General features: G+C 70.3%; 27 protein-coding genes. 13 read left to right on the top strand and 14 right to left on the bottom strand.

The annotated features are described in order from the left end of the window. Nucleotides 1-387: 387 nt before the first annotated feature. The 4 genes from C2L58_RS06645 to C2L58_RS06630 are packed head-to-tail and all read right to left on the bottom strand — an operon-like array spanning nucleotide 388 to nucleotide 4,236. Nucleotides 388-1,533: an Mrp/NBP35 family ATP-binding protein gene (locus C2L58_RS06645; protein ID WP_199191131.1), complete on the bottom strand. Its 1,146-nt coding sequence runs from the start codon at nucleotides 1,531-1,533 to the stop codon at nucleotides 388-390. A gap of 10 nt (nucleotides 1,534-1,543) precedes the next feature. Beyond that, a complete protein-coding gene (locus C2L58_RS06640) occupies nucleotides 1,544-2,044 on the bottom strand; it encodes a DUF1003 domain-containing protein (RefSeq protein WP_103336653.1) in 501 nt (166 codons plus the stop codon). Next, nucleotides 2,037-3,314: a magnesium transporter MgtE N-terminal domain-containing protein gene (locus C2L58_RS06635; RefSeq protein ID WP_013222981.1), complete on the bottom strand. Its 1,278-nt coding sequence runs from the start codon at nucleotides 3,312-3,314 to the stop codon at nucleotides 2,037-2,039. The genes C2L58_RS06640 and C2L58_RS06635 overlap by 8 nt, the downstream gene beginning before the upstream one ends. Nucleotides 3,315-3,324: 10 nt before the next feature. Next, nucleotides 3,325-4,236: an aminoglycoside phosphotransferase family protein gene (locus C2L58_RS06630; protein ID WP_103336652.1), complete on the bottom strand. Its 912-nt coding sequence runs from the start codon at nucleotides 4,234-4,236 to the stop codon at nucleotides 3,325-3,327. 93 nt (nucleotides 4,237-4,329) lie between these two features. On the opposite strand from C2L58_RS06630, the gene C2L58_RS06625 reads away from it, so the two are divergent. Further along, the gene (locus C2L58_RS06625) at nucleotides 4,330-5,208 is read left to right on the top strand and encodes a slipin family protein (RefSeq protein WP_103336651.1); all 879 of its coding nucleotides are present in this window, start codon (nucleotides 4,330-4,332) and stop codon (nucleotides 5,206-5,208) included. Here C2L58_RS06625 and C2L58_RS06620 read toward each other — a convergent pair. Together C2L58_RS06620 and C2L58_RS06615 are read right to left on the bottom strand one after the other, a co-directional pair. Continuing rightward, nucleotides 5,205-5,864 carry a DUF4190 domain-containing protein gene (locus C2L58_RS06620; RefSeq protein WP_103336650.1) on the bottom strand — a complete coding sequence of 220 codons (660 nt, stop codon included), beginning with the start codon at nucleotides 5,862-5,864 and terminating at the stop codon, nucleotides 5,205-5,207. The genes C2L58_RS06625 and C2L58_RS06620 overlap by 4 nt on opposite strands. A 68-nt stretch (nucleotides 5,865-5,932) precedes the next feature. Next, entirely contained in the window at nucleotides 5,933-6,349 is a 417-nt protein-coding gene (locus C2L58_RS06615) for a DUF4190 domain-containing protein (RefSeq protein ID WP_103336649.1), read from the bottom strand. Between the two features lie 142 nt (nucleotides 6,350-6,491). On the opposite strand from C2L58_RS06615, the gene C2L58_RS06610 reads away from it, so the two are divergent. The 6 genes from C2L58_RS06610 (at nucleotide 6,492) to C2L58_RS06585 (ending at nucleotide 12,883) form a co-directional block, all read left to right on the top strand. Next, nucleotides 6,492-7,688 carry an acyl-CoA dehydrogenase family protein gene (locus C2L58_RS06610; RefSeq protein ID WP_013222986.1) on the top strand — a complete coding sequence of 399 codons (1,197 nt, stop codon included), beginning with the start codon at nucleotides 6,492-6,494 and terminating at the stop codon, nucleotides 7,686-7,688. Between the two features lie 113 nt (nucleotides 7,689-7,801). Beyond that, entirely contained in the window at nucleotides 7,802-8,326 is a 525-nt protein-coding gene (locus tag C2L58_RS06605; protein WP_199191130.1) for a general stress protein, read from the top strand. Between the two features lie 244 nt (nucleotides 8,327-8,570). Beyond that, nucleotides 8,571-9,893 (top strand): ABC transporter substrate-binding protein, encoded by a 1,323-nt coding sequence (locus C2L58_RS06600; protein ID WP_103336647.1) that lies wholly within the window; start codon nucleotides 8,571-8,573, stop codon nucleotides 9,891-9,893. Continuing rightward, entirely contained in the window at nucleotides 9,890-10,858 is a 969-nt protein-coding gene (locus C2L58_RS06595; RefSeq protein WP_103336646.1) for a carbohydrate ABC transporter permease, read from the top strand. Before C2L58_RS06600 ends, C2L58_RS06595 begins: the two co-directional genes overlap by 4 nt. Continuing rightward, nucleotides 10,858-11,697 (top strand): carbohydrate ABC transporter permease, encoded by an 840-nt coding sequence (locus C2L58_RS06590; protein WP_103336645.1) that lies wholly within the window; start codon nucleotides 10,858-10,860, stop codon nucleotides 11,695-11,697. The genes C2L58_RS06595 and C2L58_RS06590 overlap by 1 nt, the downstream gene beginning before the upstream one ends. 4 nt (nucleotides 11,698-11,701) lie before the next feature. Beyond that, a complete protein-coding gene (locus tag C2L58_RS06585) occupies nucleotides 11,702-12,883 on the top strand; it encodes an ABC transporter ATP-binding protein (RefSeq protein ID WP_103336644.1) in 1,182 nt (393 codons plus the stop codon). Between the two features lie 62 nt (nucleotides 12,884-12,945). Here C2L58_RS06585 and C2L58_RS06580 read toward each other — a convergent pair whose 3' ends face one another. Next, nucleotides 12,946-13,809, bottom strand: a complete 864-nt coding sequence (locus tag C2L58_RS06580) for a hypothetical protein (RefSeq protein WP_103336658.1) — start codon at nucleotides 13,807-13,809, stop codon at nucleotides 12,946-12,948. A gap of 285 nt (nucleotides 13,810-14,094) precedes the next feature. Here C2L58_RS06580 and C2L58_RS06575 point away from each other — a divergent pair, with 285 nt between their 5' ends. Further along, nucleotides 14,095-14,289 carry a PspC domain-containing protein gene (locus C2L58_RS06575; RefSeq protein ID WP_093948666.1) on the top strand — a complete coding sequence of 65 codons (195 nt, stop codon included), beginning with the start codon at nucleotides 14,095-14,097 and terminating at the stop codon, nucleotides 14,287-14,289. 198 nt (nucleotides 14,290-14,487) lie between these two features. Here the strand turns inward: C2L58_RS06575 and C2L58_RS06570 are convergent, their stop codons facing one another. Then, nucleotides 14,488-15,153, bottom strand: coding sequence for a TetR/AcrR family transcriptional regulator (locus C2L58_RS06570; protein WP_103336643.1), 666 nt, complete (start codon nucleotides 15,151-15,153; stop codon nucleotides 14,488-14,490). Nucleotides 15,154-15,271: 118 nt separating this feature from the next. On the opposite strand from C2L58_RS06570, the gene C2L58_RS06565 reads away from it, so the two are divergent. Further along, nucleotides 15,272-16,771 (top strand): MFS transporter, encoded by a 1,500-nt coding sequence (locus C2L58_RS06565; protein WP_103336642.1) that lies wholly within the window; start codon nucleotides 15,272-15,274, stop codon nucleotides 16,769-16,771. 39 nt (nucleotides 16,772-16,810) lie between these two features. Here the strand turns inward: C2L58_RS06565 and C2L58_RS06560 are convergent, their stop codons facing one another. From C2L58_RS06560 to C2L58_RS06550, 3 genes are read right to left on the bottom strand one after another with little or no spacing between them, the layout of a single operon-like run. Beyond that, a complete protein-coding gene (locus C2L58_RS06560; protein ID WP_103336657.1) occupies nucleotides 16,811-17,470 on the bottom strand; it encodes a response regulator in 660 nt (219 codons plus the stop codon). After that, on the bottom strand, nucleotides 17,467-18,603 hold the full coding sequence (locus C2L58_RS06555) for a sensor histidine kinase (RefSeq protein ID WP_103336641.1): 1,137 nt from the start codon (nucleotides 18,601-18,603) through the stop codon (nucleotides 17,467-17,469). Before C2L58_RS06555 ends, C2L58_RS06560 begins: the two co-directional genes overlap by 4 nt. Further along, complete coding sequence (locus tag C2L58_RS06550; RefSeq protein ID WP_103336640.1) at nucleotides 18,600-19,433, bottom strand: CPBP family intramembrane glutamic endopeptidase; 834 nt, start codon at nucleotides 19,431-19,433, stop codon at nucleotides 18,600-18,602. The genes C2L58_RS06555 and C2L58_RS06550 overlap by 4 nt, the downstream gene beginning before the upstream one ends. A 173-nt stretch (nucleotides 19,434-19,606) precedes the next feature. Between C2L58_RS06550 and C2L58_RS06545 the strand changes: the two genes are divergently transcribed. Further along, nucleotides 19,607-20,095 carry a SigE family RNA polymerase sigma factor gene (locus tag C2L58_RS06545; RefSeq protein ID WP_103336639.1) on the top strand — a complete coding sequence of 163 codons (489 nt, stop codon included), beginning with the start codon at nucleotides 19,607-19,609 and terminating at the stop codon, nucleotides 20,093-20,095. Further along, entirely contained in the window at nucleotides 20,095-20,838 is a 744-nt protein-coding gene (locus tag C2L58_RS06540; RefSeq protein ID WP_103336638.1) for a hypothetical protein, read from the top strand. Before C2L58_RS06545 ends, C2L58_RS06540 begins: the two co-directional genes overlap by 1 nt. Before the next feature lie 61 nt (nucleotides 20,839-20,899). On the opposite strand, the gene C2L58_RS06535 is transcribed toward C2L58_RS06540, so the two are convergent. The 3 genes from C2L58_RS06535 to corA all read right to left on the bottom strand — a co-directional run bounded on the left by C2L58_RS06535 (nucleotide 20,900) and on the right by corA (nucleotide 23,649). Next, nucleotides 20,900-21,739 carry a chromosome partitioning protein ParB gene (locus C2L58_RS06535; protein ID WP_103336637.1) on the bottom strand — a complete coding sequence of 280 codons (840 nt, stop codon included), beginning with the start codon at nucleotides 21,737-21,739 and terminating at the stop codon, nucleotides 20,900-20,902. Beyond that, nucleotides 21,736-22,386, bottom strand: coding sequence for a metallophosphoesterase family protein (locus tag C2L58_RS06530; RefSeq protein ID WP_103336636.1), 651 nt, complete (start codon nucleotides 22,384-22,386; stop codon nucleotides 21,736-21,738). The genes C2L58_RS06535 and C2L58_RS06530 overlap by 4 nt, the downstream gene beginning before the upstream one ends. A 180-nt stretch (nucleotides 22,387-22,566) precedes the next feature. Continuing rightward, nucleotides 22,567-23,649, bottom strand: a complete 1,083-nt coding sequence (gene corA / locus C2L58_RS06525; protein ID WP_103336635.1) for a magnesium/cobalt transporter CorA — start codon at nucleotides 23,647-23,649, stop codon at nucleotides 22,567-22,569. A 317-nt stretch (nucleotides 23,650-23,966) separates the two neighbouring features. Between corA and C2L58_RS06520 the strand changes: the two genes are divergently transcribed. Beyond that, nucleotides 23,967-24,470 (top strand): MaoC family dehydratase, encoded by a 504-nt coding sequence (locus C2L58_RS06520; RefSeq protein WP_013223004.1) that lies wholly within the window; start codon nucleotides 23,967-23,969, stop codon nucleotides 24,468-24,470. A gap of 7 nt (nucleotides 24,471-24,477) precedes the next feature. Further along, nucleotides 24,478-25,572 (top strand): DUF2332 domain-containing protein, encoded by a 1,095-nt coding sequence (locus C2L58_RS06515; RefSeq protein ID WP_103336634.1) that lies wholly within the window; start codon nucleotides 24,478-24,480, stop codon nucleotides 25,570-25,572.

The raw sequence follows: 25,572 nt of genomic DNA, 5'->3' as shown, positions 1-25,572 counted from the left end.
CCGGCCGATCACCCAAGCCCAGCGACCGACACACCCCGATCCCTCACCAACTAAAACACCAGCCACCTAGCCGGCATCGGTTTTACTCACCACGAGTCCGACCGCACCGGCTCGAGCGCTGCACGACCAGGTGGACAGACTCAACCGAGGGCTGATCCACTATTCATACCGGCGCTGACAGCATGACCGGCGCCCCGCCCAGACCTCCCCACCACCCCGATCCGAAGCCAAAACGCGGACGGTGGTGCCGGGTCAAGGCATCTTTCCCGCCAGAACGCGCACTGCCGTCCGTAGTCACAATCGGGCTTCGGGGTGGTGGGTCGACGAGCGCTACCCGCAATGACGTTGCCGGAACCTGCCCCAGGCAGGGATGGCCGGCTGCGCCGCTCAGCGGCCGGCCGGGGTCACGTTCAGCATCATCCCGGCCAGCCCGCGCGCCCGGACCGACAGCTTCTTCGCCACGTCCTTCAGCACCACCGAGGCCGGCGCTTCCGGCTCGGACAGCACGATCGGCGTGCCCGCGTCGCCCTGGGCGACCACCCTCGGGTCCATCGGCACCTGCCCCAGCAGCGGCACCTCCGACCCGATCGACTTCGACAGCGACGACGCCACCGTCTCGCCGCCCCCCGAGCCGAAGATCTCGAGCCGGGAGCCGTCGGCCTGCTCCAGCCAGGACATGTTCTCGATGACGCCCGCCACGCGCTGGCGCGTCTGCAGCGCGATCGCGCCCGCTCGCTCGGCCACCTCGGCCGCCGCCTGCTGGGGGGTGGTCACCACCAGGATCTCCGCGTTCGGGATCAGCTGGGCCACCGAAATCGCGATGTCGCCCGTGCCCGGGGGGAGGTCCAGCAGCAGGATGTCCAGGTCGCCCCAGAACACGTCCGCCAGGAACTGCTGCAGCGCCCGGTGCAGCATCGGGCCGCGCCAGATCACCGGGGTGTTGCCCGGGGTGAACATGCCGATCGAGATCACCTTCACGCCGTGGGACTGCGGCGGCATGATCATCGTGTCGACCTTCGTCGGCTTCTCGCGCGCGCCCAGCATGCGGGGGATCGAGTGGCCGTAGATGTCCGCGTCCACGACACCCACCGACAGCCCGCGCGCGGCCATCGCCGCCGCCAGGTTCACCGTCACCGACGACTTGCCCACGCCGCCCTTGCCCGACGCCACGCAGTACACCCGGGTCATCGAGCCCGGCTGGGCGAACGGGATCACCGGCTCCGCCGCGTCGCCGCGCAGGGACTTGCGCAGCCTCGTGCGCTGCTCGTCGCTCATCACGTCCAGCTCGACGCGGACGTCGGACACGCCCGGGAGCTTGGAGACGGCCGCCTTCGTGTCGTTCGTCAGCGTCGCCTTCAGCGGACAGCCCGCCACCGTCAGGTAGATCCCGACCGTGACGACGCCGTCGTCACCGACGGCCACGTCCTTGACCATCCCCAGGTCCGTGATGGGTTTCCGGATCTCGGGGTCTTGCACGCTCTTCAGCGCGCTGCGGACGTCGTCGACGCTGGGGAGCTGCTGGGTGCTGGTCACCCCGTCCATGTTACGTACCGGTAGGGGTGCGGGACTTCCTGGGCTTGACGTCCAGGTCCTCCCGGAGCCGGTCCAGTTCGCTGCGGAGGTAGTCGCGCGTCGCCACCTCGCCGACCGCCAGGCGCAGCGCCGCCAGCTCCCGGGCCAGGTACTCCGTGTCCGCCTTCGTCTGGGCCGCACGGTTGCGGTCCTCGTCCAGGGAGACGCGGTCGCGGTCGTCCTGCCGGTTCTGCGCGAGCAGGATCAGCGGCGCCGCGTACGCCGCCTGCGTCGAAAACGCCAGGTTGAGCAGGATGAACGGGTACGGGTCCCACTGCAGCGAGACCGCCGTGATGTTCAGCACGACCCACACGATGACGATCAGCGTCTGCCAGAACAGGTACTTCCCGGTGCCGAGGAACCGCGCCAGCCGCTCGGACAGCCGGCCGAACGTGTCCGGGTCGATGTTCAGCCTGAACCGGTTCTGGCCGCGGGGCTGGTCGAGCCGCCGTCCCGAAGTCAGCTCAGGCACGGTCTTCCTCCAAGGTGTCGTGCAGCCCGGTTTCCCGCCAGTCCTCGGGCAGCAGGTGGTCGAGGACGTCGTCGACGGTCACCGCGCCGATCAGGTGGTCCTCGGCGTCGATGACCGGCCCGCAGGTCAGGTTGTAGGCCGCGAAGTACCGCGTGACCTCGGCCAGCGGGGCCCCCGGTTTCAGCGGCGGGAGCCCGGTGTCCACGGCGCTGGCCACCAGCTCCGCCGGCGGCTCCCGCAGCAGCCGCTGGAAGTGGACGACGCCGACGTAGCGCCCGGTCGGCGTCGCGGTCGGCGGCCGGCAGACGAACACCATGCTGGCCAGCGCCGGCGGGAGCTCGGCGTTGCGGATGTGGGCCAGCGCCTCGGCGATCGTCGTGTCCGGCGTCAGCACCACCGGCTCCGGGGTCATCAGGCCGCCCGCGGTGTCCGACGAGTACTCCAGCAGCCGCCTGACCGGCGCGGACTCCTCCGGCTCCATCAGCTCCAGCAGCCGGCTCTGGTCGGCCGGCGCGAGCTCGGCCAGCAGGTCGGCCGCGTCGTCGGGGTTCATCGCCTCCAGGACGTCGGCCGCGCGCTCCTCGGCCAGGTAGGCCAGCAGTTCCTTCTGGTCGTCGTCCGGCAGTTCCTCGATGACGTCGGCGAGGCGCTCGTCGTCCATCGCGTCGGCGACCTCGTGCCGCCGCTTGAGCGGCAGGTCGCGCACGGTCGCGGCGATGTCGGCCGGGCGCATCGTGTCGAACAGCATGAGCAGCTGGCCGGCGCCCTGGGGCTGGCCGGTGAGGTCGGTGAGGCCGAGCCCGGCGACCTCCGGCCACGGCAGCACCTGCATGGGCGCGCGGCGGCGGCCCAGCCCCACCCGCCGCTCCCGGATGGCGAGCTTGGCCAGCACCCAGTCGCGGGTGCGGGTCGGTTCCATCCCGGCGTCGACGACGGTGATCCGCGTGTCCGACCCGGCGAGGGTGGCGTGCGCGTCGAGCAGCTGGCCGAGCACCAGGACCTCGTTGGGCCGCTGGTTGAACTGGCGCATGTTGACCGAGCCGGTCGCCAGCGTGACGGCGGACGGCTCGATGGAGGTGACGCGCAGCATCGGGACGAAGACCCGCCGCCGGGTGCTCAGCTCGACGACCAGGCCGAGGATCCGCGGCGGCTGCGCGTCGAGGCGCAGCCCGGCCACCAGGTCGCGGACGCGGCCGATCGACTCGCCGTCCGGGCCGAATACCGGCAACCCGGACAGCTGAGCTGCGAAAACCCTGTTGACCCCGGCCATGCCGGTGACACTATCGGCTGGCTGCCCAGGGAGCGATTTCCGGCACTCTGAGAAAGGCCGGGTCGTCGCTGTCCTCGCCGGTCTCCTCGTACTCCTCGAGCATCCAGATCCAGTTCTGCACGGCCCGCACGAGCGTCCAGGCTCGCGCCTTCGCGGCGTCCAGCTCGTGCGAAGCGACGATCAGCGCGAACCGATCGTCCAGTGTGGACTCGGCGAAGCGGTTCCAGAACAGCGGGATGACGCCCCACTCGAGGTCACCGGCGAGGGGCTTCGGGTCGATCACCAGCCACGGCTCCCGCGTACCGGCGAGGACGTTCTGGAAGTGCAGATCCTCGTTCACCAGCAGTTCACCGGCCGACGGGCCGAGCTCGCGGCAGATCGCGACGGCGTCGTCGACCAGCCGCCGGTCGAACGGCTCGCCCAGTTCGGCCCAGCGGCGGGGGAGTTCTTCGGTCAACCGCGCCGCCTCGGCACGTAGCCGCCGCCGCATCGACGCCGGTGCGGGGACGGCCAAGCGCTGCGCGAGGTCGCCGATGAGCGGGATCGCCGTACGCAGCGGGAGGTCGTCGAGGGTGCGCCCGGCGTCGAGCCGTTCGAGCAGCAGGACGCCGTCGGCCGGCGCGGAATCCAGCAGCAGCACCGCACCCCGACCGGCCCATGTGGACAGTGCGAGCGGCTCGTCGGCGGATTCGGCGTCCCGCCAGCCCAGCTTCAGCACCACCGGCGTGCCGTCGGGCCGCCGCGCGGGCTGCACCACACCGACGTAGCCGTGCATCGCCTCGCCCTCGAACGTCAAGCCCCACTTCCGGGCGTAGTCCGCGGCGAGCGACGGCAGGGCGGCCAGCCACGGGACGGCCTCGTCGCCGAGCACCCGGGGCGCGCGGGCGGCGAACAGCGGCGGGATGCGGAGCTCGATCACCACCCCAGTCTGGCCGCCGCGTCCAGCGCGTTTCGTCGTGGTCGGCACGGGCGTACGCTGGGCTTTCAAGGGGAAACGCCAACCCCGGGAGCAGCCATGGTGGTGGAGATTCTCGGCGCCGTCCTCATCGCGGGCGGAGCCTGGCTCGCGTCGAGCGTGCGCGTCGTGAAGCAGTACGAACGCGGTCTGGTCTACCGGTTCGGCCGGGTGCGGTCGCGGGTCGCGGAACCCGGCCTCAAGGTGCTGGTGCCCTTCGCGGACCGGCTCCAGAAGGTCAACATGCAGATCGTGACCATGCCGATCCCCGCGCAGGACGGCATCACGCGCGACAACGTCACGGTCCGCGTCGACGCCGTCGTCTACTTCAAGGTCATCGACCCGGTCGTCGCGGCGGTCAACGTGCAGGACTACCGGTCGGCAGTCGGCCAGGTCGCGCAGACGTCGCTGCGCTCGATCATCGGCAAGAGCGAGCTCGACGACCTGCTGTCCAACCGCGAGCGCCTCAACGAAGGCCTGGAGCTGATGATCGACAGCCCGGCGCTGGACTGGGGCATCCACATCGACCGCGTCGAGATCAAGGACGTCGCGCTGCCGGAGGCGATGAAGCGGTCGATGTCGCGGCAGGCCGAGGCGGAGCGGGAACGGCGCGCGCGCGTCATCTCCGCCGACGGTGAGCTGCAGGCGTCGTACAAGCTCTCGCAGGCGGCCGCGCAGATGGCCGACACGCCGGCGGCGCTGCAGCTGCGGCTGCTCGAGACGGTGGTGCAGGTGTCGTCGGAGAAGAACTCGACGCTGGTGCTGCCGTTCCCGGTGGAGCTGCTGCGGTTCCTCGACGCGCAGACGCCGAAGCAGGCCGCCCCGGCTCCGAAACCCGCGGCCGAGCCGGAAGCGGCCGAGGCGAAGCCGGAGGTGAACGGCCACGCGACGCCGTCGCCGCGCAGCCCCGGCGACGCGGTGCTGCCGTCGGCGGACTAGCTCAGGTCGCCGTTCGTGCCGAGGATGATCAGGGTGGTGAAGAAGCCGACCCAGAGCGCGATCACGACGTAGCCGACGATCACGGCGGCCGTGGCCAGCCCGCGGCCGCCCGCTTCGCCGCGGTTGGTCCTGCTCAGCGCGATGTGGCCCATGACGAGCCCGGCGAGCGCGGTGATGCCGGAGCAGAAGCCGAGGATCGAGCACACGAGTGCGCCGATCGCGAGCGCGTTGTCCTGCGCGTGCGGCTGCCCCGGGTACGGCTGCCCGAACGGCGCGGGCGGGGCGTACGGGCGCCCGTAGCCCGGCGGGTAGGGCTGCTGATAAGTCTGCTGCTGGTACGCGGGCTGGTACATCGGCTGCGGCTCGCCGGGGGCGGCGAACGGCGTGCCGGGGATGTAAGCGGCCGGGGTTTCGTACGCGCCGGGCGGCAGCTGGCCAGGTTGCTCGGCGGCGACGGTCGCGTCCGGGGCCTCGGTGGTGGAAGTCCCGGCGGCCGTCGTGTCCCCGGTGTCCGGTGTCGCCGCGGCGATGGTGGCGTCCGACGAAGGCGGGTCGTAGCTTTCCGGCTCGTACGGCGCCGGATCCGCCGCCGGCGGGTCGTACGCCACGGTCGGGTCGGCGGCCGGGCGGTCCTTGTCCCCGGACGGGTCGGTCATGACGGGTCCCCTCGGTGCGGGCCGGGCACCGGCTCGGCGCTCAGTGGAAGGCGCTCAGTGGAAGGCGCTCAGTGGAAGGCGCCGTTGGCGGCGGCGATCGAGATGAACAGGATGGTGAGGCCGATGCCGAGGGCGATCCCGACGTACCCGATGACGATCGCCGCCAGCGCGACGCCCTGCCCCTCGGCCTCGCCGCGCTTGGCCTTGCCGTAGGCGATGTGGCCCATGATGATGCCCGCGATGGTCACGAGCACGCACAGGAAGATGCCGAGGATCGAGCAGACCAGCGCGCCGACCGCGAGGCCCGAGCCTTCCCGCGGCGGGCCCTGCATCCCGGGGTAACCGGGGTAGCCCGGGTACTGCGGGTAGCCGCCGCTCGGGTACTGCTCGCCCGGGTACTGCTGGCCGTAACCGGGCTGCTGGTAGCCGCCCGAAGGCGGTGGCTGCTGGCCGTACGGGTTGTTCGGGTCCTGCGGGTAAGTCATGATCTCTCCCCTCCCCGCCGCACTTTACGGGGCCGGACCCGCTGAGCGTGAGCGCCCTCATAGCCGGGTGACGGCTTCCGGGGTCATACTCACCGGTAACCCAGCGCCGGGAGCGGCGTCCTACTCCGGAAAGGGAGCCGTGATGGCCCGTCTCGCCCAGACCGCCGGCCTGACCGACGTGCAGTCGGAGATCCTCGCGACCGTCCGCCAGTTCGTGGACAAGGAGGTCATCCCGCACGCGCAGGAGCTCGAGCACGCCGACACCTACCCCGCCGACATCGTCGCGGGCATGAAGGAGATGGGCCTGTTCGGGATCACCATCCCGGAGGAGTACGGCGGGCTCGGCGAGTCGCTGCTGACCTACGCGCTGGTCGTCGAGGAGATCGCGCGGGGCTGGATGAGCGTGTCCGGCGTGATCAACACCCACTTCATCGTGGCGCACATGATCTCCCGCCACGGCACCGAGGCGCAGAAGCAGCACTTCCTGCCCCGGATGGCCACCGGCGAGGTCCGCGGCTCGTTCTCGATGTCGGAACCCGACCTCGGGTCGGACGTCGCCGCGATCAAGACCAAGGCGAAGAAGACCGATGACGGCTACGTCATCGACGGCTCGAAGATGTGGCTGACCAACGGCGGCTCGTCCAACCTGATCGCGCTGCTGGTCAAGACCGACGAGGGCGCCGAGAAGCCCCACCAGAACCTGACGACGTTCCTGGTCGAGAAGCCGGAGGGCTTCGGCGAGGTGGCGCCCGGGCTCACCATCCCCGGCAAGATCGACAAGATGGGCTACAAGGGCGTCGACACGACCGAAGCGGTCTTCGACGGCTACAAGATCGGCGCGGACATGGTGCTCGGCGAGGCGCCGGGCAAGGGCTTCGCGTACATGATGGACGGTGTCGAGGTCGGCCGCGTCAACGTCGCGGCGCGCGCCTGCGGCATCGCGATCCGGGCGTTCGAGCTCGCGGTGGAGTACGCCCAGCAGCGCAAGACGTTCGGCAAGGCGATCGCCGAGCACCAGGCCGTCGCGTTCAAGCTGGCCGAAATGGCGACCAAGGTCGAGGCGGCGCACCTGATGATGGTGAACGCGGCCCGGCTCAAGGACTCCGGCGCGCGCAACGACGTCGAGGCCGGGATGGCGAAGCTGATCGCGTCGGAGTACTGCGCGGAGGTCACGCAGGACTCGTTCCGCATCCACGGTGGTTACGGGTACTCGAAGGAGTACGAGATCGAGCGGCTGATGCGCGAGGCGCCGTTCCTGCTGATCGGCGAAGGCACCAGCGAGATCCAGAAGACCATCATCAGCCGGGGGCTGCTGCGGGAGTACAAATCGCGGTCTTGAGCGACGTTTGTCGCTCTGTCGACAATCGACCGCCCGGCCTTTCGGGGTAAGCGGCTCGCACGGTCCGGGTGTTCTTGACAAGATGGACGCCCGGACCCACGAGTGCGCAGGTGATGATGGTGAGTAGTCCCTTTGGCGGGGGGCGGGCGCCCGGTGGCCTCCCGCGGCTGCCGACCCCGCCGACCGGCTGGCCGATCGGGTCGTACGCGACCTACGGCGAGGCGCAGAAGGCGGTCGATTTCCTCGCGGACAGCGAGTTCGCCGTCGGCGACGTCACGATCGTCGGGGTCGACCTGATGCTCGTCGAGCGCGTGATCGGCAAGCTCAGCTGGGGCCGCGTGCTCGGCACCGGTGCGGTGTCCGGGGCCTGGTTCGGCCTGTTCGCGGGGCTGCTGCTCGGGTTGTTCGTCAACCAGGGGTTCGCGCTGCAGGTGCTCACCGGGCTGGTGCTCGGGGTGCTGTCCGGGCTGATGTTCGCCGCGATCGGGTACAGCATGTCGCGGGGGCGCCGGGACTTCTCCTCGGCGAGCCAGCTCGTCGCCGGCCGCTACGACGTCCTGTGCCAGCCGCGCTCGGCCGAGCAGGGCCGGGAACTGCTGGCCAAGCTGGCGCTGAAGCCGCCTTCGGGCAACCCCTGAAAAACCCCACCTCTACCAGGGAAAAATCACGATTCGACGCGCGGTGGGCTGAATCGTTACCGATACTGCTTGCGGGGTGTGATCGCCCGGCATAAGTTGGCCGACACCAGTCGGGCGGCCTCGCCCCACCAGCGCGGCGGCCCGAGCACTAGCACGTCGGGGTGCTGGCGCGGTTTCGCCTCATCGCGTCGCGGTGCCCACCGGGTGCCGCGGTAACCGGCGTGCACGCGGGTGAGGAGGCCTTATGGGGAAGAGGATCGGCGCGGGCAAACGAGGACGTTCGCCCGGCCGCACCGCCGTCCTGCTGGGGGCAGGGGCATTGGTGACCGGCATGCTGGCCGGGTGCGGGACGAGTTCCGGGCTGAAGATCAACATCTACATGTCGCCCGAGGACAACTTCCAGAAAGTCGTCGACACCTGCAACGTGAAGGCGGCCGGCAAGTACGAAATCGTCTACAACAAGCTCCCGCGGGGAGCCGACGACCAGCGGCTGCAGATGGCACGCCGGCTGGCGGCGGGTGACACCGCCATGGACATCCTGGGCCTCGACGTCACGTGGGTCTCGGAGTTCGCCGAAGCCGGCTGGGCCGAGGAATGGACCGGCCAGAACAAGGCCGAGGCGTCGCAGGGCGTCCTGCAGGGGCCGCTGGACACCGCGACCCACAACGGGAAGCTGTACGCGGCCACGAAGAACACCAACGTGCAGCTGCTCTGGTACGACGACCGGGTGACGCCGAAGCCACCGGCGACCTGGGACGAGATGATGCAGAAGTCCCAGGAGCTCAAGGGACAGGGCAAGCCCTACGAAATCGTGTTCACCGGCGCGCAGTACGAAGGCCTGGTCGTCTTCTACAACACGCTGGTCGCGTCGATGGGCGGGCACATCCTGTCCGACGACGGCAAGTCCGTGGTGATGGACGACGGCGCCGTGAAGGCGTTGGAACTGCTCAAGAAGGTGTCGACCTCGGGGCTCACCGACCCGTCGCTGAGCAACATGAAGGAAGACGACATCCGGCAGGCGTTCCAGCGCGGCCAGGCCGCGTTCCAGCTCAACTGGCCGTACGTCTACGCCGCCTACGCCAAGGACAAGAAGGCGGACCTCGCGCACTTCAAGTGGGCGGTCTACCCGGCGGCCCAGGCCGGGATGCCGGCGCGGACCACGATCGGCGGGTTCGACCTGGCGGTGAGCACCTATTCGCAGCACAAGCCGGAGGCGTTCGAGGCGGCGCTGTGCCTGCGCAGCCCGGAAAGCCAGAAGATCTCCGCGATCAACGACGGCGTGCCGCCGAGCATCGAATCGGTGTACCACAACGACGTTCCGCTCGACCCGGGCAAGCCGGCGTCGGATGACAACCCGAACATGGCGAGCAAGTACCCGATGCGCGACGCGATCCTCGCCGCGCTCAAGTCCGCCGCGGTCCGCCCGCTGACCCCGGCGTACCAGAACGCCTCGACGGTCATGTCGAAGATCCTTTCGCCGCCGTCGGAGATCGACCCGCAGGCCACCGCGGCCAAGCTGCGGGAGCAGCTCGGTGACGCGCTCCAGTCGAAGGGAGTGATCCCGTGACCGTCCAGGACTCGACCCCGGCGACCACCGGGGCCACGGTCGCCGGGGAGGCGACGTCGGGCAAGAAGGGCAAACCCGCCCTCTCCGAAGGGAAGAAGGCCGAGCGGCGGCTCGGGTTGTGGCTCTGCGCGCCCGCGTTCATCGTGATGATCGCGGTCACCGGCTACCCGATCCTCTACTCGATCTGGCTGTCGCTGCAGCGGTACGACCTGCGGTTCCCGGCGCAGCAGCAGTTCGTCGGCTTCGACAACTACGCCGCGGTGCTGTCCAGTTCGTACTGGTGGACGGCGTTCGGCACCACGATGTTCCTCACCGTGGTGTCGGTGGCGATCGAGTTCGTGCTCGGCATGGCGCTGGCGCTGATCATGCACCGGACGCTCGTCGGCCGCGGCCTGGTCCGCACCGTCGCGCTGATCCCGTACGGCATCGTCACGGTCGTCGCGGCGTTCTCGTGGTACTACGCGTGGACGCCGAAGACCGGGTACCTGGCGAACATGCTGGCGTCCGACGCGGCGCCGCTGACCGAGCAGTGGCCGTCGCTGTTCATCATCATCGGCGCCGAGGTGTGGAAGACCACGCCGTTCATGGCGCTGCTGCTGATGGCCGGCCTGGCGCTGGTGCCGGACGACCTGCTCAAGGCGGCGGCGATGGACGGCGCGAGCGCGTGGCAACGGTTCACGAAGGTCATGCTGCCGGTGATGAAGCCGGCGATCCTGGTGGCGCTGCTGTTCCGCACGCTCGACGCGTTCCGCATCTTCGACAACATCTACGTGCTCACCAACGGCGCGCAGGACACCGGCTCGGTGTCCATGCAGACCTACGACAACCTGGTGAAGGGGCTCAACCTCGGCATCGGGTCGACGATGGCGGTGCTGATCTTCATCACGGTGGCGATCATCGCCTTCCTCTTCATCAAGGTGTTCGGCACGGCCGCACCCGGCTCGGACAACGGGGGTAAGCGCTGATGGCGATGGGAACCGTCACGACGGGCCGCAAGGTCAGGTGGGGCCTCGTCGACATCCTCGTGCTGGTGTTCGCGCTGGTGCCGGTGCTCTGGGTGGTTTCGCTGTCGTTCAAGACCAAGGACACGATCACCGACGGGAGCTTCATCCCGCAGGCGTGGACCTGGCAGAACTACGCGGACATCTTCCAGACGTCGGAATTCCTGCTGGCGCTGGTCAACTCGATCGGCATCGCGATCATCTCGACGGTGATCGCGGTGGTGCTGGGCACGATGGCCGCGTACGCGGTCGCCCGGCTGGACTTCCCCGGCAAGCAGGTGCTCGTCGGGCTGTCGCTGCTGATCGCGATGTTCCCGCAGGTGTCGCTGGTGACGCCGTTGTTCAACATCGAGCGGAACATCGGGCTGTTCGACACGTGGCCGGGGCTGATCCTGCCCTACATCACGTTCGCGCTGCCGCTGTCGATCTACACGCTGTCGGCGTTCTTCCGGGAAATCCCGTGGGAGCTGGAAAAGGCGGCGAAGATGGACGGCGCGACGCCGGCACAGGCGTTCCGCCGGGTGATCGCGCCGCTGGCCGCACCGGGCGTGTTCACCACGGCGATCCTGGTGTTCATCTTCTGCTGGAACGACTTCCTGTTCGCCATCTCGCTGACGTCGACCACGGCGTCGCGCACGGTGCCGGCCGCGTTGTCGTTCTTCACCGGGTCCTCGCAGTTCGAGGACCCGACCGGGCAGGTGAGCGCGGCCGCGGTCGTCATCACCATCCCGATCATCGTTTTCGTCTTGTTCTTCCAGCGTCGCATCGTGGCGGGGCTGACCTCCGGTGCGGTGAAGGGGTAGCGCTATGGCAGAGATCGTGCTCGACAAGGTGTCGAAGAAGTACCCCGACGGCGCCCTCGCCGTGTCCGAAGTGGACATCATCATCGCCGACGGCGAGTTCATCATCCTGGTCGGCCCGTCCGGCTGCGGGAAGTCGACGACGCTGAACATGGTGGCCGGCCTGGAGGACATCTCCTCCGGCGAGCTGCGGATCGACGGGCAGCGCGTCAACGAGAAGGCGCCGAAGGACCGGGACATCGCGATGGTGTTCCAGTCCTACGCGCTCTACCCGCACATGAGCGTCCGGGAGAACATGGCCTTCCCGCTGCGGCTGGCCAAGGTCGACGACAAGACCGTGCGGGCGAAGGTGGAGGAAGCGGCGACGATCCTCGACCTGACCCCGCACCTGGACCGCAAGCCGGCCAACCTCTCCGGTGGCCAGCGCCAGCGCGTCGCGATGGGCCGGGCGATCGTCCGCAACCCCAAGGCGTTCCTGATGGACGAGCCGCTGTCCAACCTGGACGCCAAGCTGCGCGGCCAGATGCGCACGTCGGTGTCGAAGATCCAGAAGCAGCTCGGCACGACGACGCTGTACGTGACGCACGACCAGACCGAGGCCATGACCCTGGGCGACCGGGTCGTGGTGCTGCGGGGCGGGTACGTGCAGCAGATCGGCTCGCCGCAGTTCCTCTACGACAACCCGGCGAACCTGTTCGTGGCCGGGTTCATCGGCTCGCCGTCGATGAACTTCGTCCCGGCGACGATGGAGAACAACGAGCTGCGCAGCGCACTGGGCGCGACGCCGCTGACCGACCGCGTCCGGCGGCTGGTGGAGCGGGCGAACGCGCCCCGCGACGTCATCGTCGGCATCCGGCCGGAGCACTTCGAGGACGCGGCGCTGGTCGAGGCCGGGCAGAAGACGGGCGGCGGCACGTTCACCGCGCACATCGACGTGCTCGAGTCGATGGGCTCGGAGAAGTTCGCCCACTTCACGCTGGAAGGCGAAGCCGCCACCGCGGCGGAGCTGGCCGAACTGGCCGCGGACAGCGGGTCCGCGGACGTGCCGGGCGCGGAGTCCCAGGTCGTGGCCCGCCTTTCGGCGGAGTCGTCGGCGGCGGAGAACGCCGACCTAGAGATCTGGTACGACGCGGACAAGATCAAGCTGTTCGACCCGTCGAACGGCAAGAACCTCACCTACGAGGACTAGGTCTGCCGCAGCGGTCGTGAGTGGTAAGACGGGTTCTAACCCGCCTTACCACTCACGACCCGTCAGGGCGTGGGGAGGCGGGGAAGGATCGACGCCGCCGCGGTGCGGGCTGCGGCACACGTGCCGTCGCCCGCCATGCCGGCCGTCTCCACGACGCTGATCTCGGCCAGTTCACGGCGTCCCGGCAGGCCCGGGGCCGGCTGGGTGGTGTCGACCACGCAGAACGCCTCGGCCAGCCGGACGCGGGCGTCGCGGCCGCCGAGCTGCTCGGCCGGACCGTCCGGGGGCGTCGTCTCCACCGTCAGCTTCAGGCTCACCTTGCCGCGGATGCAGCTGTGCCCGGACAGCCCGGTCGCCGGCTGGCTGCCGGGCCCGGCGGCCGCGTCGAGTTGGTGGTCGTCGAGCAGGGCGCAGGGCGCCACCCGGCCCCACGAGCGGTCGGGGAACGTCAGCCGGCCGACCCGGTGCGCGGTGATCGCGGCCAGCGCCGAGCCGACGGCGGCGTCCGCCACCTCGCAGCGGGCGGCCTGGTCGCCGGTGTCGTCGGTGACCGAGAGGTCGAGCCGGTTGCCGTCGGCGAAGGTGATCGCGCGGGTGCAGGCGCTGCGGTCGTTGAACATCGACTGCTGGACCGCGACGCCGTCGGGCACCGGCCCGGCGTAGTCGTAGGGCTGGATGTTCGGGTCGGAGTCGAAGGCCAGCGGCCCGACGAGGATCGTGCGCGGGCCGGCGGTGGCGTGGCAGCTCTCGAACGTCGGGACGGCGACCGCACCGGGCGCCACCTTGGGCACGTTCAGCAGGCTGCAGTAGTCGACGTCGCCGAAGTCCCCGAGCGCGCCGGCGGCGGTCAGCGGCGTGGGCCCGGAATCCCGCTCGGGCGCGGCCTGGGTGGTGGTGCACCCAGCGGCGAGGAGGGCGCAGAGCATCGCGACGGCCAAGCTTTTCGGACGCGGGTACACGGGGTGCAAGTATCACCACATCGCGCGGAAAAACCAGCCCTGACGGGGACATCTCTCAATATTCTCCGGATCGCTCCGGCCGAACCCGCAGTTCAGGCGGATTTCGGAGCGGGGGAGCGGGTTTCGCCGCCGTCCCGAATCATTTTCGGCTTTGCCGTCCCCTAAGGGAACGATCCATCGCGCGAGCGATGCGGAAGCGGGTACCCGAGTGGTGAAGTGGAGCTATCGAACTTCGAGGAAAAGGAAACGACGATGAGCGCACCGGTCACCCGACGACTGTCCCGTCCCCGCCACGGTCGCATGATCGGCGGCGTCTGCGCGGGCCTGGCCCAGCGGTACGGCATGAAGACCGGCACCGTGCGGCTGCTGGCCGTGCTGTCGTGCCTGCTGCCCGGGCCGCAGTTCGTGGCCTACCTGATCATGTGGGCGGTCATCCCGTCCGAGTGATGCCGCATTGTCTGGGGCGCCGGTGATCCGAGGGGTCGCCGGCGTAATGCTGCTCGGCGTGCGTTTCCCGCCGGGTAGAACGCCTAGTGTGTTCCGGCCGCTGAGGCGGCTGCGTATCGGTCCGGCAGGGGGTGTGGCCCAAGGGCGGGCCCGTGGTGCGGCTGTGTGCGGGAGGTCCCGCTGGAATGCGGCCTCCGGTCAGGGGCGCCAGCAGGACATCGCCTCGTCGACCTCGTCCACCCCGAGCGGTGGCCTCGGCAGCTTCGATGGCTTGCCGGGCTGTGCGCGCAGGCCGTCGAGGAGCATTGCCAGGCAGCGGCGCCACAGGTCCGGTTCGACCGCCGACGTGAACTCGATCACCGAGCCGATCATCATGTGCAGCAGCGGGGTGTCCGTCGGGGAGAAGTCGGCGCGCAGGCCGCCCGCCTCCTGGGCCCGCTCGACGAGCCGTGTGATCAACGGCACCAAGCGCGCTTTTTCCTCCGCCACGTGCTCGTGGCCGAACTTGTTCGACAGCATGATCTCGCGCAGGCCGCGGTCGCCCGAATGAAGTTCGATCGACTTCCAGGTGAAGCCGACGAACGCCTGCCAGGCGTCCTCGGCCTTCAGCGCTTCCTCCGCCAGCGTGGAGATTTCCTCCATCCGCTCGGCGAACATCGCTTCGACCAGGTGTTCCTTGCTGGGGAAGCGGCGGTAGACCGTGCCGACGCCGAGGCCGGCGTGGTGCGCGATGTCGTCCAGCGTGGCCTCGAGCCCGCGCCGGCCGAACACCTCGCGGGCCGACGCCAGGATGCGACGGCGGTTGAGTTCAGCGTCACGCCGCAGCGGCCGCGCCGGTGCGGCGGGACCAGCGTCCCGTGCCATGCACCCAGTCTAACCCGAGAAGTAGAGGCGCCCTCTCCGGTTCTTGTGTACCTTGGGGCGAGTAAGGGGAGATACCTACTCCACATAGTCTTTTGATCACTTTCTGTGAGGACACTCCATGCCCGAGTCCACACTTGCCGTCGCGCCGTCGGGGGACACGCGCGCCGGCGAAAACCCGCACCACGCCAGACGCTGGCTGATCCTGGTGATGATCGGCGTCGCGCAGCTGATGGTCGTGCTGGACGCGACCGTCGTGAACATCGCGCTGCCCTCGGCCCAGGTCGACCTGGGCTTCTCCAACGACGCCCGGCAGTGGGTCGTCACCGCCTACGCGCTCGCGTTCGGCAGCCTGCTGCTGCTCGGCGGCCGGCTCGCCGACCTCTTCGGCCGCAAGAACACCCTCCTCGTCGGCCTGGCCGGCTTCGCCGCGGTGTCCGCGCTCGGCGGCTTCGCGACCAACATCGAGATGCTGCTGGTCGCCCGCGCGGCACAGGGCGTGTTCGGCGCGCTGCTCGCGCCCGCCACGCTTTCGCTGCTGACCACGACGTTCACCGACCCGAAGGAGCGCGGCCGCGCGTTCGGCGTGTTCGGCGCCATCGGCGGTGGCGGCGCGGCGGTCGGGCTGCTGCTCGGCGGCGTGCTCACCGAGTACCTCGACTGGCGCTGGTGCATGTTCGTCAACATCATCTTCGCCGTCATCGCGTTCGCCGGCAGCTCGGTGCTGCTGCGCAACCAGCGGGACGCCGGCCCGCGGCCGAAGCTCGACCTGCCGGGCACGGTGACGGCGTCGGCCGGCCTGTTCGCGCTGGTCTACGGCTTCGCCAACGCCGAGTCGGACTCGTGGTCGTCGGTGTCGGTCTGGGGCTTCCTGGTCGCGGGGGTGGCGCTGCTGGGCGTGTTCGTCTGGCTGCAGCAGCGCGTGGCGCACCCGCTGCTGCCGCTGCGCGTGCTGCTCGACCGGGACCGCGGCGGCTCCTACCTGGCGATGTTCCTGCTCGCCATCGGGATGTTCGCGATCTTCTTGTTCCTGACGTTCTACGTGCAGCAGAACCTGCAGTTCACGCCGATCCAGAGCGGCCTCGGGTTCCTGCCGATGGTGGCGACGCTGATGCTGGCCGCCACCTCGGCGACGGCCGTGCTGCTGCCGCGGTTCGGCCCCCGGCCGCTGGTGCCGACCGGCATGGCGATCGCCGCCGGCGGCCTCTTCTGGCTGAGCGGGATCGGCCTGGACAGCACGTACGCGTCCGGTGTCCTGGGCCCGCTGCTGGTGATGGGCTTCGGCATCGGGCTGGCGATGGCGCCGGCGATGAGCGTCGCGACGTTCGGCGTCGAGGCGCACGACGCGGGCGTCGCGTCGGCCGCGGTGAACACGATGCAGCAGGTCGGCGGTTCGATCGGCACGGCGCTGCTGAGCACGCTGGCCGGCAACGCGGCCGCGGCCTACATCGAGGGCAAGACCCCGACGCCGCAGCTGGCGGCCGAGGCGTCGATCGAGAGCTACACGACGGCGTTCACCTGGGCCGCGGTGATCTACGTGGCGGGTGCGGTGCTCAGCGGCCTGCTGCTGCGCCCGGGCGTCCCGAAGGGCGAAGCGGCGCCGGGCGCCGTGCACATGTAGTTCCTCCCGTCGAACGGGCCTCCCTCCGGGGAGGCCCGTTCACGTCGCCAGGCCGTGGCGGTAGGCGTAGACGACCGCCTGGACACGGTCGCGCAGGTCCAGTTTGGTGAGGATGCGCGACACGAACGTCTTGACGGTTTCCTGGCTGATCACCAGCCGCTCGGCGATTTCGCTGTTGGACAGGCCCTCGGCGAGCAGGCGCAGGACCTCCAGCTCGCGGGGCGTCAGCGGGACCTCCGGCGCGGCACCCGGCGCCGGCCGGATCCGGGCGGCGTGCCGGCCCACCAGCCGGCGCGTCACCTCCGGGTCCAGCAGCGCCGCGCCCGTGGCCACGGTCCGGATCCCGTGCAGCAGCCGGTCCGGCGGCGCGTCCTTGAGCAGGAACCCGCTGGCGCCCGCGCGCAGCGCTTCGTAGACGTACTCGTCGAGGTTGAACGTCGTCAGCACGAGCACCTTGACCGGGTGCGGCACGCCGGCCCCGGCCAGCAGGCGGGTGGCCTCGATGCCGTCGAGCACCGGCATCCGCACGTCCATCACGACGACGTCCGGGTGCAGCCGGCCGGCGAGGTCGACCGCGGCCCGGCCGTCGCCGCACTCGCCGACCACCTCGAAGCCGGGCTGGGCGCCGATGATCGTCACCAGCCCGGTGCGGATCAGCATCTGGTCGTCGCAGACGAGGACCCGCAGCGGCGCGCTCACGCCGGGTTCCCGGTGGGGATCCGGGCGCACACGGTGAAACCGGCGCCGTCGCGGTCCGCGCTGAAGTCGCCGCCCAGGACGCCGACCCGTTCCCGGAGCCCGGCGAGACCGCGGCCACTCCCGCCGGGTGACGTGCTCCCGGAACCGGCCGTGCTGACCGCCACGGCGATTTCGCGTTCGCCGTGGTGCACCTCGACGGAGGTGCGGCTGCCGCGGGCGTGCTTCAGGGCGTTCGTCAGGGCTTCCTGCACGACTCGGTAGGCGACCAGGTCGGCGCTGCCGGCGGACTCCGCGGGCGTGCCCTCCTCGGTGAACTCCACCGGCTGCCCGGCCTGGCGGGCCTGCTCGACGAGGGCGAGCAGGCCGCCTTCGGCCGGTGCCTTGGCCTCGTGGTCGGGGTTGAGCAGGTCGAGCAGGTGCCGGAGGTCGGTGATGGCCCGCCGGCCGGTGTCGGTGATCGCCGTCAGGGTCCGGTCGAGCCGGTCCGGTGCGGCGGTCAGGTACCGGGCCGCTTCGGCCTGCACGACCATCGCCGTCACGTGGTGGGTGACGACGTCGTGGAGCTCCCGGGCGATGCGGGTGCGTTCCGCGGCGAGCGTGTCCTCGGCGACGCGGCGGCGGCGGTCCGCTTCCGCGACCCGGGTGGAGCGCAGCCAGGCGCCGATGCCCCACGCGAACGCCAGCAGGAGGTAGAACGTGCCGAACTCCACCAGCGGCTCGGAACCGAACCGGAAGAGAACGACCGAGAGAAGCACGTACGCCGCGGAAAACAGCAGTGCGGTGGTGTGCCGGCGCCGGTTCACGTAGGCGCCCGCGCTCACCAGGGCGACGGCGAGCGCGGTGCCCGCGACCGAGTGGTAGCCGCGGAGCTGGTCGAGGGCGAAGCCGAGGGAGACCAGGGCGAGGCACAGCACCGGCCACCGCCGGCGCCCGGCGAGCGGGAGGGTTTCGAGGAGGAGCACCCCGATGGCCGGCGCGTCGAAGGACCGGGCCGGCAGGCCGCCGAGCTCCGTCCCGTGGTTGCGCAGCGCGGGCACGAACGCCGACGCCAGGAACAGCAGGCCGAGCGGGAGATCGCGGAGCACGGGGTCCGGCCGGCGCCAGCGTGCCAGGAGCCGCCGGTGATCGATCACGGGGCGAGTGTAGTGACGGTGTCGACCCGCTCGGCGCGCTTGCGGCGGGGGACCAGGAGGCCGCGCCGGCGCGCGAGCCACAGGAACGCGCACGTCGCCAGGACGCAGACCAGCACCGAGTACAGGCTTCCTTCCGGACCGAAGTCGCCGCCGGTGACGACCGGCGACCCGGACGTCACGGCGTCGAGAAGTCCTTGCGGGGTGCCGTTGCCCGAGACCTCCGTGCCGAAGAGCCCGGCCGCGGCGAAGTTCCAGCCGAAGTGCACGCCGATCGGCACCCACAGCCGGCGCGTCGCCACGTACGCGGCGGTCAGCAGGCCGCCGGCTTCAATGCCGATGGCGATCGCGCCCCAGAGGCTGGCGTGTGGGTTGAACAGGTGCGAAAGCCCGAACAGCACGCCGGTCAGCACCAGCGCGATCCCGGTGCCGGTGCGCTCCTCGACGATCCGGAACAGGATGCCGCGGAACAGCAGCTCCTCCGTCACCGCGGCGGCGGCCATGAAGCCGAGCAGACCCACCGCGCCCGGAACGGAGCCCCAGCCGCGGACCTGGTAGTCGCCGAGGAGGGCGATGTTCGCGATGACCGCGCCGAAGAGCGCGAGCCCGATCAGCACCCCGCGCCCGGTCGCGAGCCCGGCGCCCGGCCGAGCGAGCTCGGTGACCGGCCGGTGCTCGGTCCGCCGCACCACCCACCGGTAGACGACCACCGCGAGCACGGCGGTCAGGCCACCGAAGACCAGCGTGAACCACGGGTTGTCCACCGCGGCAATGCCTTGACTGCCGGCGAACGCGACCGCCGCCACGGCCAGCAGCTGCCAAACGACCCTCATGAAAACCCCTTCGTCCCACCCGCGGCGTCCGCCCCGCGGTCTGTGCCGAACGCTAGGGCCGCGGCGCGCGGGAATCGTCCCCATCGGGTGGGCACCTGCGCGTAGCTCGCACGGGGGACGCTTGAACCTTTCCGGCCCTTCGCGCACTAGTAAGGGGGGAGAAGGAGGGTGGGGTGCCGAGAGACCTCGATTTCAGCGAGTACTTCGCCGCGCGGGTCCAGCGGTTCCGCCGCGTGGCGTTCGCGCTCTGCGGGGACTGGCACGCGGCCGAAGACCTGGTCCAGGCGATGTTCGTCCAGCTGTACCGGCGCTGGCGCCGGATCCGGCCGGGCACGGTCGACGCCTACGCGCGCCGCATCCTGCTGAACCTGTTCCTGGCCGGGCGGCGGGTTTCCGGGCGCGAGTACGTGACGTCGTCGGTGCCGGAGCGGGAGTCGCCGTCGGGCCGGGACACGTCGTTGCGCCTCGACGTGGAGCGCGCGCTGGCCGGGCTGACGCCCCGGCAGCGGGCGATGGTGGTGTTGCGGTTCCTCGAAGACCTTCCGGTGAGCGAGGTCGCGACGCTGCTGGGGATCGCGGAAGGGACGGTCAAGTCCCAGACGGCCCGCGGGGTCGAAGCGTTGCGTGCGGTCCTGCCGTCGCAGACCGGAGAGGAGTGGTGATGGAAGAGGTCCGGTCGTTGCTGACGGCGTACGTGACCGAGGACGAGCCCCCGATCGGCCTGTCCGGGGCGGCGGTGCTCGCCGCGGCCCGCCGGTCCCGCCGGCAGCACCTGCTCACGGCGGCGGTGGCCGTGGCCGTCATCGTGCTGGCACTGGGACTGGCGGTGGTGGTGCTGCCGCACCGGGGCGGGGTCGCGAACGCGCCCTGCCCGACGGCTTCGGACACGCGCGCGGCCCTGGTCGACCGGCTGAGCTGCGCGGTGGGGCGCGCGGTGCGCTCGCTGCTGCCGCCGGACGCGCAGATCACCCGGCTGACGGTCCCGGGGGAGACCCCGCCGGCGGACCCGTTCCACCTGATCGCCGACCCGGCCGGGGACGCGCCCCGGGACGCGTTGTTCCACATGGGGGTCCGGGTGACCGACGCACGCGGCTCCGGATCGGTGTACCTCGTGATCGTGCCCAGCCCCAACTCGGGCGGCCCGCCGTGCAAAGAACCGGAGGAGATCCTCTGCCGCACGGAACCGACCCCGCAGGGCCTGCTGTGGCTGTCGACGCTCAGTTCCGGCGACATCCTGACCCACCGCGTGGCACTGGCCACGCCGGAGGCGGTCGTGCAGTTCTGGTCGAACAACAGCGGAGTCTTGGACCGCGCCGGCGTCCGGTTGCCGAAGCAGCGCCCGGAGCCGACGCTGACCCTCGACCAGGTTCGGCGGCTGGCGTTGACGCCGGGGTTGGGTTTCTAGGACGTGTCTGGCATTGCGGCCGCGGTAGCCCGTCGAGGTGGTGCCCTTTGGTGCTCCACGCCTAGTGCTCCCGCGACCGCAGCTTCTCGATCACGTCGTCGTCCCAGCGGTGGGTCCGGATCAGCCGGTACCGCTCCGCCGCCACCCACATGTACGCCTCGGCGTCCGTCCGGTTGCCGATCAGGTCCGCCTGGCGCAGCATGCCCACCACCGGGACGAACTCCTCCTCGAACCAGCGCTGCGCCACGCTCGGCCGGTCGCTGAACTTGCCCTCGTCCTGCATCAGCCGGAAACCCCAGGCCTCCACGTGCTCGCCCAGCTTCGCGTAGTCCCACGGGTCCGACACGATCACCGACGCGCGCGCGTGGCCGGTCAGCGGCACGCGCTCCAGGAACAGCCTCCGGTAGTCCTTGACGATCAGGTCACCGCGGTGGCGGATGCCGCTCGGGTCCAGTTTGGTGCGGACCACCGTCACGAATGCCTCTATTGTGGACAGTCCCTGCGCGAGCGCGACCGACACGCGGTGGTGGCCGTCGATGATGAAGTGCAGTTCGCCGACGCGGTAGACCTCGATCGGCGGGATCTCCTCGCCGCGGCGGGCGGCCAGGGCCAGGCGTTCCCAGCGCTCGCGGACGCGGGCCGACGTCGGGCGGAAGCGGCGGTCGAAGTCGCGGCTGCGGTCGACCGTGCCGACGATCGACTCCAGCTTGATCACCCGCAGCCCGATCCGGTGCTCGCCGAGGTAGCCGAGCGCCTCCACCACCTCGTGGAACGGCAGCGTGATGTTGACGTCGTCGGGCTCGCGGCGCAGCCACGTCGAAAGCCGCGAGAGCACTTGGCTCCGGCGCGCGCGGAGGAAGTCGTTTTCCGCGTCGGCGCGGGGGAATCCCGTCTCTTTCATGAGAACTCCATGATCCGGTGGCCCACCACGTTGCGGATCCGGGTCGTGCCGACGACCCGGTCCGGCACCGGCTCGCCGTGGGGGTGGATGTGCCCGTGCAGCAGCCACTTCGGACGCAGCGCCGCGATCGTGGGGTGCAGGCACTTGAAGCCGCGGTGCGGCGGGTCCGGGCGGTCGCCCAGGTCCAGCGGCGGCGAGTGGGTCAGCAGGACGTCGACGTCCCGCCCGTCGCGCCACCGCCGCAGCCGGGCGCGCCGGACCAGCCCGCGGGCGCGCCGCGCCTGCTGGCGCTGCGTCCACTGGTTCGGCCCGTCGTTGTAGCGGATCGAGCCGCCGAGCCCGGCGAACCGGAGCCCGGCGACGTCGACGAGCCGGCCGTCGGCGTTGATGCCGCCCGCCGGGCCGGGCCACAATGTGGGGAAACCGTCCTTCATGGACAGCCCGCCGTAGCGGGTGTAGCCGCTCAGGTCCGGGTCGTGGTTGCCGGGCACGAACACGCACGGCACGTCGAGCGCGCTCGCCAGGAACGCCAGGTAGTCGTAGGGCAGGTCGCCGGCGGCGATGACCAGGTCGACGGAGACGGTGCGGACCGCGTCGGTCCACAACCGCTCGTCGACCTCGTCGGAGACGACCAGCGCTTTCGGCATGGACCCAGGGTACGACCCCGGGACGTCACTTCATGCCGTGCGCGAACCCCGGGTCGGCGACGATGACGAAAGTGATGACGAAGATCCAGACGAGGCTGAGCGCGAGCGCCCAGAACTTCAAGTTGGACAGCATGCGAGGCATCACGAATTCTCCGAATCCGGTGGGAAAGAAAGGGGGACCTAGAGCCAGCCGTTCTTCCGGAATATTCGGTACAGCAACAGGCAGATCGCCAGGATCACGGTGATGACCAGCGGGTACCCGAACTTCCAGTGCAGCTCGGGCAGGTAGTCGAAGTTCATCCCGTAGATGCCCGCGATCATCGTCGGCACGGTGATGATCGCCGCCCACGACGTGATTTTGCGCATATCGGTGTTCTGCTGCAGCGAAATCTTCGCGACGGTCGCGTCGACCAGGGTGGACAGCAGTTCGTCGAACGCCGCGACCCGTTCGGACACGGTCGTGAGGTGGTCGGCGACGTCGCGGAAGTACGAGCGGACGTCGTCCGGCACCAGCCGCGTGTAGCCCTCGGCCAGGCGCTGGATCGGCGTGGCCAGCGGCATCACCGCCCGGCGCAGCTCGAGGACCTCCCGCTTCATCAGGTAGATCTGCTCGGCGCTGACCTGCGAGCGGGGCGCGAAGACCTGCGCCTCCATGACGTCGATGTCGTTTTCGATCCGGCCCGTGACGTCGAGGTAGTGGTCGACGACGTGGTCGGTGATCGCGTGCACGACCGCGGACGGGCCCAGCTGCAGCCGCTCCGGGTCCTCGTCCAGTTCGCGGCGCAGCCGCGCCAGTCCCGAGTGGTTCCCGTGGCGCACGGTGATCACGAAGTCGCGGCCGAGGAACACCATCAGCTCGCCGGTCTCGACGATCTCGTTCGCCGTCGTCGGCGACTCGTGCTCGACGTACCGCACGGTCTTGACCACCAGGAACAGCGTGTCGTCGTAGCGCTCCAGCTTCGGCCGCTGGTGCGCTTCGAGCGCGTCCTCGACCGCCAGCTCGTGCAGGCCGAACGTGTCCGCGACGCCCTGGATCTGCTGGGCGTCCGGCTCGTGCAGGCCGATCCAGACGAACCCTTCGTGCCGCTTCCGGACCTCCTTGATCGCCTCGGAGTGGGTCCAGCGGCCGGGCAGGCGCTCACCGCCGACGTACACCGCGCAATCGACGACGTACGCGGACAGCGGCACCGGAATCGGGCGGACCGGGCCGGCGCTCTTGTTGCCGCGGCCGCGAAGGCCGCCGAGCGAGGGAATGGCAGGCATGGGATCTCCTGGTGTCGTGCGTGGTCGTGCGAGACGACGGACCAGGGGCGGGAAACGCGTCCGCCCGGCGACACACCAGCGTTCCCGGAGGAGAAGGCCTACCGAGAGATGAGCCGGCCGGCCGGTGAGGTGGGAACGCTGGGACTACTAGGGAGCGGACTATCGCCACTACTCATCGAGTTCCTCACCTCCTTCGGTCGGGCGGCAACAGTGGTGGGGCTCGCGTTGACGCGCGAACACCGATGGTTGAGGGTACTCCTCACTACGGATGCGTGTCGTACCAGCCTCACACGGCGTTACGGGGACGGAGAGAACGAGTGCAGTTCGGCCGGTACTACGAGGAGTTCGAGGTCGGTGCGGTCTACAAGCACTGGCCGGGCAAAACGGTCACCGAATACGACGACCACCTGTTCTGCCTGATCACCATGAACCACCACCCGCTGCACCTCGACGCGCACTACGCGGAAGAGACGACCGACTTCGGGAAGAACGTCGTGGTCGGCAACTACGTCTACTCGCTGCTGCTGGGGATGTCGGTGCCCGACGTCTCCGGCAAGGCCATCGCGAACCTCGAGGTCGAGTCGCTCAAGCACGTCAAGCCGACCTTCCACGGCGACACGATCTACGGCGAGACCGAGGTGCTCGACAAGACGCCGTCGAAGTCCAAGGACGACCGTGGCGTCGTGTACGTCGAGACGCGCGGCTACAAGCAGGACGGCCTGATCGTGTGCACTTTCCGGCGGAAGGTGATGGTGCCGAAGCGCTCGTACGGGGAGACTCGGGGCGGCGAGCAGCCGGGCCGGCCGGTGCCGCACGAATGAGGCTCTGATGGACCTGGACGGGATCAAGGGAATACTCCGCACGTTCGCGGAAGTCGAGGCCCGCGGGGTCTCGCCGCTGTACGAGCACCTCGCGCTGCAGGCCGCCGCGGACGACGACGTCGCCGGGTTGCTGTCGGTCGCGCGCGACGGCGAGGTGCGCGGGACGCTGCTGATGGCGGTCGCCCACCGCCTCGTGCAGGCCGACCCCATCCACCCGCTCTCGCGCTACTACCCGTCGCTGGGCGGCTTCGACGGCGTCGACTCGGAGACCTGGCCGCTGTTCCGCTCGTTCCTGCTGGAGCGGGCCGAGAAGGCCCGGGCGCTGATTTCGGCGCGCTACACGCAGACCAACGAGGTTCGCCGGGCGGCGCTGCTGTACCCGGGCGTGGCGCGGGCGGCGAAGGAAGCGGGCGGGAAGGTTTCCCTGCTGGAGGTCGGCTGCAGCGCGGGCTTGCTGCTGGGCCTGGACCGGTTCGGCTACCGCTACCAGTGCGACGGCGGCGACCAGCTGACGGCGGGGCCGGCCAAGGCGGCGGTCGGCTTGCACTGCGCGCTCGACCTGGCGCCGTGTGCGGTGGTGCCGAAGCTGCCGAAGAAGCTGGCCCTGCTCGACCGGGCGGGCCTCGACCGGGCGCCGGTGGACCTCTCGGACGAGGACGAGCTGGCGTGGCTGGAGGCGTGCGTCTGGGCGGACCAGCCGGACCGCATCCGGCTGTTGCGCACCGCGGCGGCCGAGCAGGCGAAGCACCGGCCGCGGTTGATCGCCGGGGACGGGGTCGACGACCTGGCCTCGGCGGCGGCGTCGCTGGACGGCCCGCTGGTGGTGCTCACGAGCCACGCCCTGGGGTACTTCCCGGCCGAGAAGCGGGCGGCGTTCGTCTCGGCGTTGGCCGAGCTGGCGTCCTCGCGGCCGGTGTGGTGGGTTTCGGAGGAGTTCTACGGGGCCGGGCTGGAGCTCGTGCTGCCGGGCCGCGACGAGCTTTCGGGCGCGGACGGGCTCGCGACGCTGGGCGTGGTGCGGTGGGAGGACGGGAAGGCCGAGGCGCACGCCTTGGCGCGGACCGCGCCGCACGGGCAGCGGATGACCTGGCTGCCGCTGTAG

This window comes from Amycolatopsis sp. CA-126428 (genome assembly GCF_002904335.1).
GTDB lineage: Bacteria > Actinomycetota > Actinomycetes > Mycobacteriales > Pseudonocardiaceae > Amycolatopsis.
Note: the sequence above shows the minus strand (reverse complement) of the source record. Positions and strands in the feature narration are given on the sequence as shown.

What these genes read in the sequence shown, in the direction of transcription:
- C2L58_RS06635 (WP_013222981.1), bottom strand. Translation starts at nt 3,314, where the DNA reads ATGGCCGGGGTCAACAGGGTTTTCGCAGCTCAGCTGTCCGGGTTGCCG.
- C2L58_RS06625 (WP_103336651.1), top strand. Translation starts at nt 4,330, where the DNA reads ATGGTGGTGGAGATTCTCGGCGCCGTCCTCATCGCGGGCGGAGCCTGG.
- C2L58_RS06620 (WP_103336650.1), bottom strand. Translation starts at nt 5,864, where the DNA reads ATGACCGACCCGTCCGGGGACAAGGACCGCCCGGCCGCCGACCCGACC.
- C2L58_RS06615 (WP_103336649.1), bottom strand. Translation starts at nt 6,349, where the DNA reads ATGACTTACCCGCAGGACCCGAACAACCCGTACGGCCAGCAGCCACCG.
- C2L58_RS06610 (WP_013222986.1), top strand. Translation starts at nt 6,492, where the DNA reads ATGGCCCGTCTCGCCCAGACCGCCGGCCTGACCGACGTGCAGTCGGAG.
- C2L58_RS06605 (WP_199191130.1), top strand. Translation starts at nt 7,802, where the DNA reads ATGATGGTGAGTAGTCCCTTTGGCGGGGGGCGGGCGCCCGGTGGCCTC.
- C2L58_RS06600 (WP_103336647.1), top strand. Translation starts at nt 8,571, where the DNA reads ATGGGGAAGAGGATCGGCGCGGGCAAACGAGGACGTTCGCCCGGCCGC.
- C2L58_RS06590 (WP_103336645.1), top strand. Translation starts at nt 10,858, where the DNA reads ATGGCGATGGGAACCGTCACGACGGGCCGCAAGGTCAGGTGGGGCCTC.
- C2L58_RS06585 (WP_103336644.1), top strand. Translation starts at nt 11,702, where the DNA reads ATGGCAGAGATCGTGCTCGACAAGGTGTCGAAGAAGTACCCCGACGGC.
- C2L58_RS06580 (WP_103336658.1), bottom strand. Translation starts at nt 13,809, where the DNA reads ATGCTCTGCGCCCTCCTCGCCGCTGGGTGCACCACCACCCAGGCCGCG.
- C2L58_RS06575 (WP_093948666.1), top strand. Translation starts at nt 14,095, where the DNA reads ATGAGCGCACCGGTCACCCGACGACTGTCCCGTCCCCGCCACGGTCGC.
- C2L58_RS06570 (WP_103336643.1), bottom strand. Translation starts at nt 15,153, where the DNA reads ATGGCACGGGACGCTGGTCCCGCCGCACCGGCGCGGCCGCTGCGGCGT.
- C2L58_RS06565 (WP_103336642.1), top strand. Translation starts at nt 15,272, where the DNA reads ATGCCCGAGTCCACACTTGCCGTCGCGCCGTCGGGGGACACGCGCGCC.
- C2L58_RS06550 (WP_103336640.1), bottom strand. Translation starts at nt 19,433, where the DNA reads ATGAGGGTCGTTTGGCAGCTGCTGGCCGTGGCGGCGGTCGCGTTCGCC.
- C2L58_RS06540 (WP_103336638.1), top strand. Translation starts at nt 20,095, where the DNA reads ATGGAAGAGGTCCGGTCGTTGCTGACGGCGTACGTGACCGAGGACGAG.
- C2L58_RS06535 (WP_103336637.1), bottom strand. Translation starts at nt 21,739, where the DNA reads ATGAAAGAGACGGGATTCCCCCGCGCCGACGCGGAAAACGACTTCCTC.
- C2L58_RS06530 (WP_103336636.1), bottom strand. Translation starts at nt 22,386, where the DNA reads ATGCCGAAAGCGCTGGTCGTCTCCGACGAGGTCGACGAGCGGTTGTGG.
- corA (WP_103336635.1), bottom strand. Translation starts at nt 23,649, where the DNA reads ATGCCTGCCATTCCCTCGCTCGGCGGCCTTCGCGGCCGCGGCAACAAG.
- C2L58_RS06515 (WP_103336634.1), top strand. Translation starts at nt 24,478, where the DNA reads ATGGACCTGGACGGGATCAAGGGAATACTCCGCACGTTCGCGGAAGTC.